This is a genomic window from Paenibacillus sp. 01T424 (assembly GCF_056398745.1).
The window spans coordinates 26,209-42,004 of record NZ_JBFTPZ010000041.1; the positions used below are offsets into that span (position 1 = coordinate 26,209).

General features: G+C 45.1%; 12 protein-coding genes and 1 pseudogene. 11 read left to right on the plus strand and 2 right to left on the minus strand.

Annotated elements, in window-relative coordinates:
* The first annotated feature begins 84 nt into the window (after window positions 1-84).
* The 7 genes from AC1DPK_RS25885 to AC1DPK_RS25915 all read left to right on the plus strand — a co-directional run bounded on the left by AC1DPK_RS25885 (window position 85) and on the right by AC1DPK_RS25915 (window position 8,445).
* The gene (locus AC1DPK_RS25885) at window positions 85-1,200 is read left to right on the plus strand and encodes a CobW family GTP-binding protein (protein ID WP_477512081.1); all 1,116 of its coding nucleotides are present in this window, start codon (window positions 85-87) and stop codon (window positions 1,198-1,200) included.
* 133 nt (window positions 1,201-1,333) lie between these two features.
* Entirely contained in the window at window positions 1,334-1,864 is a 531-nt protein-coding gene (locus AC1DPK_RS25890) for a hypothetical protein (protein ID WP_477512082.1), read from the plus strand.
* 307 nt (window positions 1,865-2,171) lie between these two features.
* Window positions 2,172-4,661, plus strand: a complete 2,490-nt coding sequence (locus tag AC1DPK_RS25895; RefSeq protein ID WP_477512083.1) for an EAL domain-containing protein — start codon at window positions 2,172-2,174, stop codon at window positions 4,659-4,661.
* 199 nt (window positions 4,662-4,860) lie between these two features.
* Window positions 4,861-5,388 carry a sigma-70 family RNA polymerase sigma factor gene (locus AC1DPK_RS25900; protein WP_477512084.1) on the plus strand — a complete coding sequence of 176 codons (528 nt, stop codon included), beginning with the start codon at window positions 4,861-4,863 and terminating at the stop codon, window positions 5,386-5,388.
* Between the two features lie 65 nt (window positions 5,389-5,453).
* The gene (locus tag AC1DPK_RS25905; RefSeq protein WP_477512085.1) at window positions 5,454-6,629 is read left to right on the plus strand and encodes a hypothetical protein; all 1,176 of its coding nucleotides are present in this window, start codon (window positions 5,454-5,456) and stop codon (window positions 6,627-6,629) included.
* Entirely contained in the window at window positions 6,626-7,579 is a 954-nt protein-coding gene (locus AC1DPK_RS25910) for an ABC transporter ATP-binding protein (RefSeq protein WP_477512086.1), read from the plus strand. The genes AC1DPK_RS25905 and AC1DPK_RS25910 overlap by 4 nt, the downstream gene beginning before the upstream one ends.
* Window positions 7,576-8,445 (plus strand): ABC transporter permease subunit, encoded by an 870-nt coding sequence (locus AC1DPK_RS25915; RefSeq protein ID WP_477512087.1) that lies wholly within the window; start codon window positions 7,576-7,578, stop codon window positions 8,443-8,445. The genes AC1DPK_RS25910 and AC1DPK_RS25915 overlap by 4 nt, the downstream gene beginning before the upstream one ends.
* Window positions 8,446-8,540: 95 nt before the next feature.
* On the opposite strand, the pseudogene AC1DPK_RS25920 reads toward AC1DPK_RS25915, so the two are convergent.
* Window positions 8,541-8,885: pseudogene (locus tag AC1DPK_RS25920) on the minus strand (GNAT family N-acetyltransferase); the annotation flags it as partial.
* A 153-nt stretch (window positions 8,886-9,038) separates the two neighbouring features.
* Between AC1DPK_RS25920 and AC1DPK_RS25925 the strand changes: the two are divergent.
* Together AC1DPK_RS25925 and AC1DPK_RS25930 are read left to right on the plus strand one after the other, a co-directional pair.
* The gene (locus AC1DPK_RS25925; RefSeq protein WP_430057338.1) at window positions 9,039-10,076 is read left to right on the plus strand and encodes a LacI family DNA-binding transcriptional regulator; all 1,038 of its coding nucleotides are present in this window, start codon (window positions 9,039-9,041) and stop codon (window positions 10,074-10,076) included.
* 36 nt (window positions 10,077-10,112) lie between these two features.
* Window positions 10,113-12,305 carry an alpha-galactosidase gene (locus AC1DPK_RS25930; RefSeq protein WP_477512088.1) on the plus strand — a complete coding sequence of 731 codons (2,193 nt, stop codon included), beginning with the start codon at window positions 10,113-10,115 and terminating at the stop codon, window positions 12,303-12,305.
* A 169-nt stretch (window positions 12,306-12,474) separates the two neighbouring features.
* Here AC1DPK_RS25930 and AC1DPK_RS25935 read toward each other — a convergent pair whose 3' ends face one another.
* Entirely contained in the window at window positions 12,475-12,771 is a 297-nt protein-coding gene (locus AC1DPK_RS25935; RefSeq protein WP_441877044.1) for a hypothetical protein, read from the minus strand.
* Window positions 12,772-13,119: 348 nt separating this feature from the next.
* Here AC1DPK_RS25935 and AC1DPK_RS25940 point away from each other — a divergent pair, with 348 nt between their 5' ends.
* Both AC1DPK_RS25940 and AC1DPK_RS25945 read left to right on the plus strand, forming a co-directional pair.
* The gene (locus tag AC1DPK_RS25940; protein WP_441877041.1) at window positions 13,120-13,929 is read left to right on the plus strand and encodes a MerR family transcriptional regulator; all 810 of its coding nucleotides are present in this window, start codon (window positions 13,120-13,122) and stop codon (window positions 13,927-13,929) included.
* The gene (locus AC1DPK_RS25945) at window positions 13,919-15,688 is read left to right on the plus strand and encodes an ABC transporter ATP-binding protein (protein ID WP_477512089.1); all 1,770 of its coding nucleotides are present in this window, start codon (window positions 13,919-13,921) and stop codon (window positions 15,686-15,688) included. Before AC1DPK_RS25940 ends, AC1DPK_RS25945 begins: the two co-directional genes overlap by 11 nt.
* Window positions 15,689-15,796: the final 108 nt, after the last annotated feature.

The window sequence follows — 15,796 nt, forward strand, 5'->3', positions numbered from 1 at the left end:
GAAAAGATGAATGAACGTAACAATTACGATATAATAGAAATATTCAAATGCGTTTAAAATTTGTTACATACAGGAGAACTTACAATGACTAATAGAGAAAAACACATACCGGTTCATTTGCTGTCTGGTTTTCTTGGAAGCGGGAAGACGACGCTGCTGAGAAGATTGTTGGATTATTACACCGCGCAGGGATTGAAGCCGGCGGTCATTATGAACGAGCTGGGCGATATTAACCTTGATGGTCAGCTTGTAGGGGATGAAGTGCCTATGGCTGAGATGCTAAGCGGCTGTATCTGCTGCACGATGCGGGGCGATTTGGGGATGGAGATCAGCATGCTCATTGACGAGCATAAACCTGACGTCATTTTTATTGAATCGACTGGTGCTGCCAATCCGATGGAGACGTTGGATGGGATAACCGAGGCAGCGATGTATAAGGAAATCGATCTACGCAGTGTGATCACGATTGTTGATGGTCCTGAGTTGCTCGCGCGGAGCCGCGACGGGAAGGGTCGCACGTTCAAGCTGATGCTGGAGCAAATAAAATGTGCTACGATTTTGCTGTTGAATAAGGCGGACAAGCTTGAGCCGGATCAGCTTGTTGAAGCGCAGCAGCAGCTGCGGGAATTAAATGCCCATGCTCAAATTATAGCAACCGTGCGCTGCGCAATTGACGATTGGAGCTGGCTTGAAACAGCTGAAAATACGGATCGCCATGCACCTGTGCATGCTGGTGATGAAGCTTTAGACATACAAGAGCGCGCATCAGCCGCGCATGTTCATAGCTATGACAGCCAAGTATGCTCAGTAGCTGGATGTACCCATGACCACGGCGATGACGTTCACTCCCATGATGATGACCTTAGCAGCCACAACCACAGCAGCCATCATCATTCGCATGACCATGTTATGGTTGTGACGCATTATTGGCGCGGCCCGGTGAGCAGTGAAGCCTTTGAATCTCTGCTGCAAAAGCTTCCAGCTAACATTTACCGCGCAAAAGGGATTGTGACGTTTACGGATGCGCCTAGCCGGTTCCTGTTCCAATATGCATATAAGGAATCTGATTTTATGAGAATCGAGCCGCAAGGACATGTAAACGATGTTGCGGTATTTATCGGAGAGCATTTTTCCAAAGAATGGCTGCAAAATGAGCTGGAGCTACTTGAGCAGCATTTGAACATAGAGACGCAGGGGTAATGAACTTGCTGTAGGGATATGTCGAAAATTGCCATTAACATGTCTATTCCTGTGATCGCTTGGGCAAAATAATGCTGACGAGGCATGACCATCGTCTCTGCATCACGAATGTAATAGAAAGGTGTGGCAACAAATGATTAGAAAATGGTTTATTCCTATGGTAGCGCTGCTTGTACTGTTTTCAGTCGCTCCCGTATGGGCAGCGAAGTCGGTTACTGCTTTGCCTGATGCTTCACTAGTGGTTCTTCACCCTAAAGAGTCTGATATAGACAAAGAGCATAAGCATTTCAAAGGCAAAATGACCCGCAAAGATTTTGAGGCTTACCGGCTGGAGAAGCTGAAGGAAATAGCGACCTATTTTGGTATTCAAGCCGATGGCAAGTCAGTGGACCAGCTGAAGAAGGAAGTAGAGGCTGCGAAGCTTGCCAATAAAGATAAATGGGAAGCATTTAAAGCAGAGCATCAAGCGAAGCGGCTGGAGCATTTGCGTGAGATTGCGAAGGAACATGGCATTAAAACAGAAGGCAAGACGTCGGAGCAGCTGCGCGAAGAGCTATATAAGCTGCATGGCGGAAAAGGCAAACGTCCCCATCGCTTAGAGGATCATGACCGCAGCAACGAGGATAATGATGTTAAAGAGAAGAACAAACAAAATCAAGTGTAAGTGAACGATTCCATCGCCTCCCCTGTCATAGACAGAGGGGGCTTTTCTTCGTGTGGATATAATGGATTTAAATGAAAAGTGTTGGACTTTTTTACTAGATATCATACAAACACGAATAGATGCGATAGACCCTTGTCGTTTCAAAAAATAAAGAAATAAAGTGGTTTTTTGTCGAATTATATAGTGTTATTATCCTATTTTTATCATTGTGTTTGGGTCAAAATGTCAAGTATACTAGAACCGTATCATAATTTGACATATTACGTCGTTTTCTGCTTTCTCCGACAACAAGGGGCTGATAGATCGGATGAGAAAGATTAGGCTAAGCATCGCTCAAAAATTAATATTTTCCATAGGCCTGCTAGTTATTCTTTCATTTGGTCTATTGGTAACCGCTCACCTCATCAAGCTTTATCATTCCAACCTGCGCGAAAGCGAGCTTCTTGCACAGACGGAATCCATGGCCTACATAAATCCTTTCACTAAAACGATGGATCAAACGATGATGATGCTGGAAACGCTTGAAGTAACCATGACTCAAATGGGCAAAAACCAGATGCAAAATCGTGAATACATAGTCGAGCTGCTTAAGCAAATGCTTATCAAGCATCCTGATCTATTAAGCGTTTATACGTTGTGGGAGCCTAATGCCTATGACGGGAAAGATGCATTTTACAAAAATAAAAACAGCTATGACGATGCTACGGGGCGCTTCATTCCTTATGTCGTTCGCGAGGATCAGTCCATTCAACTGCTGGCCATTGCAAATTACGAGGATAAGGAGAAAGGCAGCTTCTATCAAACGCCTAAACTTACGAAATCTTTTTCACTCATAGAGCCATATGCCTATGATGTTGATGGCAAATCAATAATGATGATATCGCTTGTGCTGCCTCTATTGAATGAGCAAAATGAGTTTTTAGGTATAGTAGGAGCAGATATTTCACTTGAATCGATGCAGAAACAGATCGAAGCTTTCCGGCCGCTAGGAGGATACTCCACGATTATTACGTCGGATAATCAATATTTGGCTAACGGCAAGTACCCTGAGCTTGTGAACACATCGTATCGGTTATGGTCAAATAAGGATGAACTTGAGGCGATGAAAGGGACGGATTCAAGAATTGCCTATACACGAGACTCGCAGGACAAAGAGACTGTGCTGCGTTTGCTTCATCCGATTCTTGTTCACAATGTATTATGGCATATCGAAACAATCATCCCCAAAAAGAACATGCTTTCTAATTACTACAAAAGCCTTTGGGAATCGATACTCATCACAGGTATTGCTTTATTTTTGATGGCGATTGCCATGGTGTCGCTTGTAAGGAAAATCATTTTAGTTAATATTTATAAAGTTGTACAAGCCACCTCGGCTGTCGCAATTGGAGGCGAAGAACAGCAGTTAACCATTCATACGAATGATGAGTTTGAATACATGGCTAATCATTTTAATCATATGCTTATCCACCGCAAGGAAGCGGAGAAATTAATTGAATACCAATCGACACATGATCTAATGACGGGACTTCCTAATCGCTATGCTTATCATCGCTATATGGAAGGGAAATTAGCGGAGCAGGACAAGAAACAAGGCCATATCGCTTTGCTTTTCATAGACYTTGATCGGTTCAAAATGATAAATGATATGCTCGATCATACGATGAGTGACCAATTGCTCCAGAAAATGGCGCATCGAATTATAATTACCGTCGGCAGCTCGGGGAAAGTATTCCGCTTCGGGGGGGACGAGTATATCGTGCTGCTAGAGCAAGTTACTTTTCTCCATGCGGCGATGCATAAAGCAGAAGAAATTTTATCAGCTATTTCCCAGCCCATTGGGCTTGAGGATCGGATGTTTTATATTACAGCAAGCATTGGAATGAGCATTCATCATGAATGGACGCCTGCGACTGCAGACCAGCTGGTGAAGGAAGCGGATATTGCGATGTATGTGGCGAAGAAAGAGCGAAATACATGCAAACTATATTCTCCTACGATTAATGATGTAACGAAGAAGGAGCTTATTCTTGAGAGCAGCATGTCCAAAGCGCTGGAGCTGGGCCAATTTATGCTTTATTACCAGCCCAAGGTTGATTTAGCTACTGGCTCTATATATGGGGCGGAAGCATTAATTAGATGGAATCACCCGGAGCTTGGTATGGTGTCACCGCTTGATTTCATCCCGATTGCGGAGAAAACCGGCTTTATTATTTCGCTTGGTGAATGGGTGCTGTTTACAGCTTGCCAGCAAATTAAAGAATGGGAGCGCATGGGGCTGCAGCAGATCTCAATCAGTGTAAATATGTCGATGATCCAATTCCAGCAGAAACAAATCGTCCATACGATTGAAAGAATCATTTCGGATGCAGGGATTCGGCCTCATCAAATTGAGCTGGAAATTACAGAGTCGATTTTTATGGATAATGCGGCTCACACGCTTAACATACTGCATGAGCTTCAGCAGCTCGGCGTTAAGCTGTCGCTTGATGATTTTGGCACGGGTTATTCGTCGCTCAGCTATTTGCAAAATATTCCTCTGCACACGTTAAAGATCGATAAATCTTTTATAAGCGGCATCGTAGACGATTATAAGAAACAAATGATTTTTAAATCGGTCGTCGTCATCGCTCACAATTTAAATTTAAAGGTTGTGACCGAGGGAGTAGAGACAGAGGAAGAGCTGCGGATTATTAACGACCACCACTGCGATGCTGCTCAAGGATATATTTATAGCCCTCCTGTTGCGGCACCGAGATTTGTACAGCTGTATATGGAACATAATAAGGAAGCCTGATGGACATTCCGTCTCCCGTCAAACGTGGAGGCGGTTTTTTATTAGACCAGTTTTATTTTCGTATAATTGTTACGTCTTGGGCTTGTCGATAAATATGACATTCGTTTGGTAAAATATTGTTGAGCGATAGGTGTTACAAAATGATCGAAGGCATCGTCTTCTTTATAGCTTGAGCAAAAAACGTAAGGAGGTAAACGGAATGGAACATTCGGCGCCGGATTTGTTTCGTCAACAGTTTAATGCACATTATCCTACGGTTAGACGAAAGCTTGTCGCACTTATACGCGATGAAGCAGCTGCGGAGGATCTTGCCCAGGAAACATTTCTAAGGCTTTACCGGAATCCACCGGATCAGCCTGAAGCAATAGGAGGCTGGCTTCATCGTGTATTAACGAGGCTGGCTTATGATTATATGGATAAAAAAGCACGAGAGCGTGCTCTAACACAAAAGCAGGAACAAAGCATACTCGCACAGCCGCAAGCGGTTCAGTCGAATGAACAGCAGTTGATTGATAAGGACGAGCAGGAACGGGTTAGAGGCTGGTTAGATACGCTGCCCGAACGGGACAAAAAAATGCTTCTGCTCCGATATGAAGGATACAGCTATGCGGAAATCGCAGAGCAGCTCCAGCTGCGGCAGCCGCAGGTCGGGACGATGCTGCGCAGAGCCGGGGCTAGGCTGAAGCGCCATGCGCATAAGGCAGAAGGAGCTTTGTCTCATGAATGATGTGCGATGGCCAGCGCCTGCTGCACTTAGCATGAAAGGTCAAAACCTTTTAGGAGGAATTCAAGATGACAAAAAATGATGAAATAAACAAAAAAGAAGCAGAGCAAATGTCGGCTGCATGGGCGCGTCTAGAGAAACAGCTTCAAGCCTCAGAGCAATCGCCGCTTTGGGAGAAATGGGAAGAACAAGGCAAGCACGCTGATGAGCTCAATAAGGAGTCAACAGCTGCAGCTAGCGCTGCGCAAACAAAAGCTGCTACCGTTCAAACGTATCCTGAACAAATGCAAGCAAATGTGGTTCCGTTAGGACGAGCTCGTACTTCATCCAGTCCAGCTGCTAATAAACCGAATAAAAGTGGGGCGGCAGGCCGCTGGTTCAAAAAGAACGTTGGCAAAACAATAGCAGCATGCGCAGCAGCTATCATTACGGTAGTTATTGCGACGCCCTCAACAAATGAATCATTGGCGGCATGGCTTAATACGTTCCGAATGGATAACGTAATGATTGTGCAGCAAAATGATTTGGAGTCGCTCATGAACAGCTTCATGAAGGATGGCGAAACGCGTGAAACCGTTAACCGTTTCGGCACCTTCGAGCAGACGACTGTCGGAAGCTGGTCAAAGATGAGCGTAGAACAAGCTTCTAAGGAGCTGGGCTTTGCTGTTCCAACATTGACGGTTCCAGGGATTCAGTTAGGTGCCATATCATCGATGTCAGCGCAGACGATTGCCTTCCGCCTAAATGTGGATGAAATCAATAGTGCAATGCGTAAGCTGGGCGCGGATAAGCTGCTGCCGAAATCAGTAGACGGCAAAGCAATTGAATTTAACACAGGCCAAGGTGTAACGATCACGTATGAACCTAAGGAAGGAAGTACTTCTAAGCAAAGCCTATGGGTTGAATATATTAAGCAGCCTAGCATCAAAATTGATCCTTCAGTGGATGCAAAGGATGCCTATGAGGCTATCATTCGCTTCCCAGCGCTTCCTGATCATTTGCGCAAATCGCTTATGCAAGCATCAAACATGGAAAATGGAGAAATTCCATTTCCGCTCATTACAAATGAAAAGCCGGAGAAAATCGTTATTGAAGGGGTTGATGTATATTTGAATCAATCCGCTGACCATAGTTATGCAAATGCGATGTGGCTTAAAGATGGCGTTGTAGCAAGCGCACACTTTAACGATTTTGAGGACAAACAAAAAGTACAGTCTCTTATTGCGGAGCTGATTCATCCATGAGTGCTGTTGCTATTGAAACCATCGGATTATGCAAGGATTACGGTGAAGGACGCGGCTGCCACGATGTTACACTGACGATTAGAGAAGGGGAAGCCTTTGGCTTCCTCGGTCCTAATGGAGCGGGAAAAAGCACGATAGTGAAAATGCTCACAGGCCTTATTAAACCAACCTCAGGTAAAGCTCAAATCTTCGGACAGCCTTCAGGATCAATCGAGGCTAGACGGAGATTTGGCTATTTGCCTGAGTTGTTTCGTTATCCGGATTGGTTGACGGGCGAAGAGGTTTTGGCTTTTCATGCAAAGTTGTGTGAGCTGGACCGCTCTATGGCCAAACGACGCATTCATCAGCTTCTGGACGATGTGGGCATTGGCAGCCGGGGAAGCGACAGGCTCAAAGGGTATTCGAAGGGGATGCAGCAGCGGCTTGGACTCGCATGCGCTTTACTCACAAATCCGGATATCGTTTTTCTTGATGAGCCGGCTTCGGCGCTTGATCCCGTTGGCAGGCATGAGGTGCGAGATTTGCTTGCTAGGCTGAGAAGCCAAGGGAAAACGATCTTTCTTAATTCGCATTTGCTTGAGGATGTGGAACAGTTATGCGATAAGGTCGCTCTACTGAATAACGGAAAAGTGCTGGCGGAAGGAAAGGTATCCGATGTGCTGAGCTCGCAGTCGATCTGGCGTTTGCGTGTCAGCGGTTATACCCCTTTAGCAGCTGAACGTATTCAGCAGCTGTTAGGCGCGAATGTGATCGTGTCGAACGCTGAGCATGATGATGCATCTGTATGGCTTGAGATTGAACTGGAAAATGACGAGCAAATAGGATTGGTCAATTACATTCTTATTGAGCTGGGATTGACGCTGTATGAGGTTGGGAAATTGCAATCACGGCTCGATGAGTGGTTTATGCAGGCCGTAACGGGTCTTGAGCATAGGGGGGAGCGCAGATGATCGCGGTTTGGGGCCTAACTTGGAAGGAGCTCGTTCGTAAAAGAGTGACGCTTATGACGATCATCATGACGGTTCTCTTCTGGATTGCTTACTGGTTTATTGCTGATGCTATCGCCGGTGGCGAGGTGAATGTTGCGACTTCTATGAACTTATTCGAAAATTTTGCCCGCAGTGCAATGATTATGACATTAGGTTTCTTCTTTGGCGCTTTTGCCGTTGCCTTCCTTTCTATATTCAGCTCCGTTGCGGCTGTGACAGGGGAAGCAGAGCAAGGCGTTCTTCAATCCGTACTCGCAAGGCCCATTGCGCGCTGGAAGTGGTTTTTGGGCAGATGGCTCGGCTTTGTCAGTTATGTTGCGTTATATGCATTCCTGTTATTCAGCTCAATTATTCTTATCAGCTGGGCAGAAACTGGCGTCTTATTCAGCATGATGGTGTACTTCAAATCACTTTTGTTTTTTATGTCTGTTATTCCGCTATTAGTATCCTTAACGATGCTTGGCTCCTGTTATTTAAGTCCTTTAGGAAACGGCATTTGGATGACGATGCTCTTCGGTATGGGCTGGCTTGGCAGTACGATTGGCCGGTTTATGAGCACAGGTAGGATTCAAATGAAAGGGATGCAAACACTTGAGACTATAACAGGCTTAATTAAGCTGGCTATGCCGGCGGATACTTTGCAGCAGCGCATGCTAAACGAATTATTTTCAATCTCTGAGCTTAGAGGTTTATATAACATTAACGCAGAGCTAAGTATTTTCTCTATTAACGGGGCGGCATCAAATTCCTTTTTAATTTATTGCGGTATTTACACGGCTGCTCTGCTCGGCATAGGTATACTAATTATGAGGCGAAAAGATTTTTAAGCGGGGCTGCCCCTTTTTGGAGGAGGCAGTCGACTGCTTTTTTTTATGTCTTTATGGAAGATTGGATGCCRTTAAAGGGAGGAACATCAGTAAGATTAAGTGTGGAAGCCTGCATAAATAGTATGATTTTTGTTGAAAATAAAAGCTTCTCTTTCTTTGGAAAATCCAATTTTCTCGGCAACACGAATGGACGCTAAATTATTGGGGTCTATAATACTGATTAATTTTTGCAAGCCTAAGTGATGAAAACCATATTGCTTGCAAGCCATGGCTGCTTCAGAGGCGAATCCTTTGGACCAATATTTTTTATTTATATGGTAGCCGATTTCCACCTCAATTGTTCCATCGATCGTTTGTTTAACAAGGCCACAATCACCGATTAGTTCATCCGTTGCCTTTAAGCAGACTCCCCATAAACCAAATCCATCGTTTTTGTATCTAGTTATTCATAAATTCACCGATAATGCTTCTTCTTCATTAGGTATGAAAAGTGATTTCAATAAAAATGCAATAGGGTGCTTGTGGACTTTGCGAGCGTCTGCTAAACTAAAGTTGTTATTCAGTAAATTTATTAACTAAATTCGGAGTGTGGCATGGCAACGATAAAAGATATTGCGCAGGAGGCAGGCGTTTCAGCTGCTACCGTATCCAGGGTTTTGAACAATGATGTCACCTTGGCAGTAAGTGAGGAAACGCGTACACGAATATTCAGCATTGCCGAGCAGCTGCAATATAAGCCGTCCAGGCTGCGAAGAATGAAGAAGGAAGAGCAGCTCTCGCGTCAGCAAATCGGTTTGCTCATGTGGTCGACACTGGAAGATGAGCATGATGATCCTTATTTCTCCTCCATTCGCAAAGGCATTGAAACGCGCTGCGAGGAGCTTGGAATCAACATTGTGAAAGTGCTTCGCGGCAACAGTCGAGTGGAGATGCAGTCGTTCAACGAGCTGGATGGTGTGATTGTTGTAGGCTCCATTCATGATGAGGATGTTAATCAGTTGTATAGCAACGGAAATCGGCTTGTATTTGTAAACCATTCAGGCGAGCTGTATGAGTATGACACCGTAAAGCTGCATTTTGAGCAAGCAACCCGAGCAGTAATCAAACATCTTAGAGAACTAGGACACCAAAAAATAGGCTACATCGGCGGGAATGATTATATCCATCGTCTGAATCGTCAATTTGAGAGTACAGAGACGGATGAGCTTCGCCGTGTTTTTTTCGAGAAGGAGATGCGTGAGCGCGGTCTTTATGATGAAAACTTCGTCATTAAGGCATATTGGTCTTCAAACAGCGGATATGAGGCGATGAATCAGATGCTTCAGCAAAGCTCGCGGCCAACCGCTTGTTTTATTGGAAGTGATCCCATGGCTGTAGGTGCTTTGCGCGCGCTGCATGAGCATGGTCTTCGGGTTCCTGAGGATATGGCGATTGTAGGTTTTGATGACATTGAAATCTCTGCATTTTTGAATCCGCCGCTAACGACGGTTCGCGCGCATACTGAGCATATGGGCAGAACGGCGGTACAACTGCTGCTTGAGCGGATCGAAGGCCGTGAGGCAGCTGTTCATATGACCGTTAATACGACACTCATCGTGCGGGAAAGCTGCGGCAGCTCTGTGAAATCGTAAGTATTCATTTATATAAACTTTTAGGAGGTTATTATTTTGTCTATTCAATATGATCAACAGCTCTCGGTATTCCACCTGCAAGCGAAGGATACAAGCTATGTTATCCATATTACGAAATCAGGTTATCCTGCACATGTCTATTGGGGCAAAAAAATTCGCGGCGTGCAGCTGGAGCGTTTATTTGAGCTTAAGGAGCGGGCTTCATTCACGCCTAGCACAGAGCTGGACCAATTGGAACTGTCGCTGGATACGCTTCCGCATGAGTATCCTGCATACGGCAACTCTGATTTCCGCATGCCTGCATTCCAGGTCAAGCTTCCAAATGGAACAACAGTAACGGATCTGCGCTTTGATTCGCACCGCATTGTGGATGGAAAGCCGGCGCTTGCTGGATTGCCTGCAACGTATATTGAGAACGACTCCGAAGCGCAAACGCTTGAGATCACGCTGAAAGATGATCTGACAGGCTTGTCCGTCATTTTGTCTTATACCGTATTTGAAAACTACGATGCGATTGCCCGTTCAGCTAGAATCGTCAACAACGGTACTGATACTTTGGATTTACAGCGCGCGTTCAGCATGAGCTTGGACTTTGCGCATGACAACTTTGAGATGCTGCAGCTCTCTGGTGCTTGGATTCGTGAGCGCCATATTCATAAGCGCAAGCTTGAGCCAGGTTTGCAATCGATCGAGAGCCGCAGAGGTTCAAGCAGCCATATGCAAAATCCGTTTGTCGCTTTGCTCTCTGAGGGTTCTACCGAGGATCACGGTGATGTATACGGTGTAAACCTTGTGTACAGCGGTAATTTTACGGCTGGCGTCGAGGTGGATCAATTCCATGCAGCTAGGTTATTCATTGGCATTAACCCATTCGACTTTAATTGGCGATTGGAGCCGGGCGAGGAGTTCCAAACGCCAGAGGCGGTAATGGTTCACTCTGAGCATGGCCTCGGCGGCATGTCACGCAGCTTCCATGATTTGTACCGTGCTCGCTTAATTCGCGGCACGTTCCGTGATCAAACACGTCCGATACTCGTCAACAACTGGGAAGCGACGTATTTTAACTTTAATGCGGACAAAATCGAAGATATTGCGCGTGCCGGCAAGGAGCTTGGCATCGAGCTGTTCGTACTGGATGATGGTTGGTTCGGCAAACGCGACAACGACACAACTTCGCTCGGGGATTGGTTTGTTGACCCGAAAAAGCTGCCAAACGGTTTAGAGGATTTGGTTAGCCGCGTGAAGCGTCTAGATATGCAATTCGGCCTATGGTTCGAGCCGGAAATGATTTCGCCTGAGAGCGAGCTGTACAAAGCTCATCCAGATTGGTGCTTGCATATCGACGGCCGCAGACGGACACAAGCGAGAAATCAACTCATTTTAGATTTGTCACGCGCGGACGTTCAACAATATATCGTTAAGTCGATATCGGATATTCTTTCAAGTGCGCCGATTACGTACGTGAAATGGGATATGAATCGCAATATGACAGAGATCGGTTCAGCACTTCTGCCTGCCAAGCGTCAACGCGAGACTGCTCATCGCTATATGCTGGGTCTCTATTCCGTGCTTGAGCAAATCACGTCTGCTTTCCCTGATGTATTGTTCGAGAGCTGCTCTGGCGGCGGCGGCCGCTTCGATGCGGGCATGCTGTATTACATGCCGCAAACATGGACAAGCGACAATTCGGATGCGGTATCTCGCTTGAAAATTCAATACGGAACAAGCATCGTTTATCCGGTTAGCGCGATGGGTGCTCACGTATCAGCCGTGCCTAACCATCAAGTGAACCGGATAACCTCCCTAGAAACTAGAGGAAATGTTGCGCTATCTGGAAACTTTGGTTATGAGCTTGATCTGACTCAATTTACGGAGGAAGAGAAGACGACCGTTAAGGAACAGGTTGCTCTTTATAAGGATGTAAGGCATCTTGTGCAATTCGGAGATTTCTATCGTCTGCTTAGTCCGTTCGAAGGCAATGAAACGGCGTGGATGTTCGTTTCCAAGGATAAAAAGGAAGCATTTGTAGTGTTCGTTACTGTTCTGCAAGAGCCAAATTTGAAGCTTAATCGCTTCTGCCTCAAAGGCCTTGATCCGAACCGCGATTACAAGCTGCTTGGTGAAGAAACGGTATATGGCGGCGATCAGCTGCTTTATGCTGGACTTGCAACTCCGCAATTTTATGGCGATTATGCAAGCAAGGTGTACCGCTTCCTCGCCGTGGAGTAAACGATCTACAATAAAGGGGTTATCTCAAAAGTGGATTTAATTACTTTTGAGGTAACCCCTGTTTTGTTTTAGCTTAGGTGTGAATAAAAAAATAGCGATGCAGGGGTCGTCCCTGTACCGCTATTTATTCCTTTTTCAAAAACTTTCACTTCTATTATGTACTATTGTACTAGCCGCTCATAGAAGATGAAGCTGCTGCAGCAATAAAAATAACGAAAATGATGATGTAAATAACGAGAATGATTGCTGCCCAAATTAAAGATGCTTTAAAATAGTTTTTCTTCGTTGGGTTGCCTTCACCAAACGCCCATACAAACATCATAATAACATTAACGATCGGAATGATTAAAATGAGTGTAGTGAGCATCCACTCTTTAATTGTAATGACAGGCGACATTTCCTGATTTTGTTGATGCCCGTATCCTGGTACACCGGGATTTACGGGGGGCTGCTGATAGTTATCCATTCTTTCTCTCCTCTGAGTTCATAGTGCTGTAACAATTTGGTCACAAATTGATTATATATAAATTCCCATAATTTACAACCCTTGAATTGAAGAAAATTGTTTTTTATTTATAAAATTTAGGGCTTGTATTCAATTATAGCGACAAAATAATAGATTAATTGAGAGAAAATAAATGATATTATCGATTATCAATTTGTGTTTTTACGGGCGGAAAGGATAGGATAAACCCCTTTTAAGCAGACATAAAGTAGACAATATTTCCAAAAAATTATAAATTTCATCCTGTAAGCCACTTGCCCTTGACGTTACGTCAAGGGTTATACTCTGTTCAAGAGGGGGAATGAACAGATGAATAATAGTTCTTCTTATGCGATTGGAGCATTCGCGAAGCTGACAAAAGTTACTGAGCGAACGCTCCGTTATTACGATCGACAGGGACTGCTTAAGCCGTCCAGCCGAAACGCGCATGGGCATCGCTTTTATACGGATCAAGATTTAATTCAACTGCAAAAGATTTTAACGTTAAAATATTTGGATTTCTCATTAGAGGACATTTCTGCTTATTTGCAGCGTCCGGAGGAGGACTTGCAGCACTCATTAGCTTCGCAATATGAGATGCTTAAGAAAAAGCAGGCGCATTTGGAACGTGTAATAGACACCATTGGACGGATGCAGAAAATTTTGGAGGGAGCGGGCAAGGTCGACAGCAATTCATTGCTCGTGTTTATTCAACATATTCAGCATGAGCAGCAGCAGAAGGAATGGCTGTCAACGCAAATGCCGCCTTCTTTAGTAGATGCGATATTTATGGAGGGGATAGACTCGGAAATCAGATCGGCATTTGAAAGTAAAATAACGGTGTTCGCCATGGAGCTAAAGGAACTTTACAAGCAAGGAAAACAGCCTCTGGACGAAGAGGTGCTTGCTTGCGGACTGAGTCTTGTTGCGCTCTTAGAGGAGCTGCTGTCACCTGTCTTAGAGAGATTTAGTGAAGAGGAGCTTGCGCAATTAGAGGTGCTGAACGATCCAGCTCATTCCTTTGATCCTATTTTATTCCCAAATTTGTTTACGAAGGATGAAGAAGCCTTCTTAGCCGTTACTTTCGATCATCTTGAGGCATTGAAAATGTTGAAAGCAGGGATAACCGATGAAAAATAATGTTGAAGCAGATATGCCGAAGGCAACCATTGGCGTTTCACAATTTTTCAAGCTGATCGCAAAGCATAGACCCGCTAAGTTTTTAATTATCGTTGCCGTTGTACTAGGACTCGGAGAGACGCTGCTCTCGCTGCTCATTCCTTTATTGACGAAAAATTTAGTCGAGGAGTTATCGCAATCGACCATCCAAACGATGACGTTTGTTGTGCTTGGAGCAGTGTTTCTAGTCCAGACCATTATGTCAGGTTTCTCGGTCTATACGATGTCCTATGTAGGTCAGTATGTTATTGCAGGCTTGCGACGTGAAGTATGGAACCGAGTGATAAAGCTGCCAGTACCGTTTTTTGATCGCAACAATTCCGGCGAGACGATGAGCCGTGTTACGAATGATACAAATGTGATCAAAGATTTTATCATCGGCCATGTAATATCGTTTTTTGGAGGAATTGTATCTATTATAGGCGGCGTCATTCTCCTGCTGCTGATTGATTGGAAGCTCACGCTGCTTATGCTGATTGCCGTTCCGGTAGCACTTCTTGTTCTATGGCCGCTAGGCACCAAAATGTTCACAGTATCCAAATCCATGCAGGATGAAACTGCATTATTTCAAGGCGATCTTGGCCGTGTGCTCTCCGATATTCGGCTTGTGAAGGCATCGCTTGCTGAGCCGGTAGAAAATCGTCAAGGCGACAAGCGAATCTCGCATTTGTTTACATTTGGCTTGCAGGAAGCCCGAATCATGTCAATCGTAACCCCTTTAATGATGACGGTGATGCTGCTCATACTTGTTATATTAATCGGTTATGGCGGTGTAAGGGTCGCACAGGGCACTTTAACGGGCGGAGAGCTGGTTGCTGTCATTTTGTATATGTTCCAAATTGTTATGCCGTTTACGCAGATGGCTTCGTTCTTCACGCAATTCCAGAAGGCGATGGGTGCTTCAGAACGTATTTTGGAGCTGCTAAATGAGAAGGAGGAGCAGTCCAGCCATGAGATTGCGGCAGCAGTCCTTCACGAGAAAGACCATCATTCCTTTATTAAATTTGAACAGGTAAGCTTCGGATATTCGGAGGATCGGCCGCTGCTTCATTCGCTCTCGTTTCAAGTGGAGCAGGGACAAGTAACGGCGTTTGTAGGCCCGAGCGGCACAGGCAAGACAACGCTGTTCTCGCTGCTGGAACGGTTCTATAATCCAACCGAGGGCGCCATAACGTATGGCGGGGAACAGATCGCGTCCATGGCGCTGGAAGATTGGCGAAAGCGGATTGCTTATGTTTCACAAGATAGCCCGATGATGCAAGGCTCGATTCGTCACAATCTTACTTATGGGCTGGAGGATGTGAGCGAGGCGAAAATCAGGGAAGCTGTCGATCAAGCGAATTTGACAACTTTTATCGATTCGCTTCCTGAAGGTTATGACACGGAGGTTGGAGAAAGAGGCGTTAAGCTTTCGGGAGGCCAGCGTCAACGGCTGGCGATTGCCCGGGCTATTTTGCGAAATCCTGATATACTGCTGCTGGATGAAGCGACGGCTCACCTCGACAGCGATTCGGAAATGCAAGTACAAGAAGCGCTTCAGGGTCTTATGACGGCAAGAACGACATTAGTCATTGCCCATCGACTTTCAACGATTCGTGGAGCCGACCAAATCATTGTGCTTGAGAAAGGTGAAATTTCGGGTCAGGGTACCCATGCAGAGCTGCTCGAGAACCATGAATTATATGCTAAGCTCGTACAGCAGCAGTTTAGTATTGAGTAGTTAGGTAAGTCGCGACAATAAAGCATGCTGTAGCGTTAATGCAGTTCCAACGGGTATCCAAGCCATTTTTGTCCAAATAAGCTATACTCAATACAACAGGTTATTGTA

Excerpts from the sequence above, each read along its gene's own strand:
- AC1DPK_RS25885 (WP_477512081.1), top strand. The coding sequence starts at position 85 with ATGACTAATAGAGAAAAACACATACCGGTTCATTTGCTGTCTGGTTTT.
- AC1DPK_RS25890 (WP_477512082.1), top strand. The coding sequence starts at position 1,334 with ATGATTAGAAAATGGTTTATTCCTATGGTAGCGCTGCTTGTACTGTTT.
- AC1DPK_RS25900 (WP_477512084.1), top strand. The coding sequence starts at position 4,861 with ATGGAACATTCGGCGCCGGATTTGTTTCGTCAACAGTTTAATGCACAT.
- AC1DPK_RS25905 (WP_477512085.1), top strand. The coding sequence starts at position 5,454 with ATGACAAAAAATGATGAAATAAACAAAAAAGAAGCAGAGCAAATGTCG.
- AC1DPK_RS25910 (WP_477512086.1), top strand. The coding sequence starts at position 6,626 with ATGAGTGCTGTTGCTATTGAAACCATCGGATTATGCAAGGATTACGGT.
- AC1DPK_RS25915 (WP_477512087.1), top strand. The coding sequence starts at position 7,576 with ATGATCGCGGTTTGGGGCCTAACTTGGAAGGAGCTCGTTCGTAAAAGA.
- AC1DPK_RS25925 (WP_430057338.1), top strand. The coding sequence starts at position 9,039 with ATGGCAACGATAAAAGATATTGCGCAGGAGGCAGGCGTTTCAGCTGCT.
- AC1DPK_RS25935 (WP_441877044.1), bottom strand. The coding sequence starts at position 12,771 with ATGGATAACTATCAGCAGCCCCCCGTAAATCCCGGTGTACCAGGATAC.
- AC1DPK_RS25940 (WP_441877041.1), top strand. The coding sequence starts at position 13,120 with ATGAATAATAGTTCTTCTTATGCGATTGGAGCATTCGCGAAGCTGACA.
- AC1DPK_RS25945 (WP_477512089.1), top strand. The coding sequence starts at position 13,919 with ATGAAAAATAATGTTGAAGCAGATATGCCGAAGGCAACCATTGGCGTT.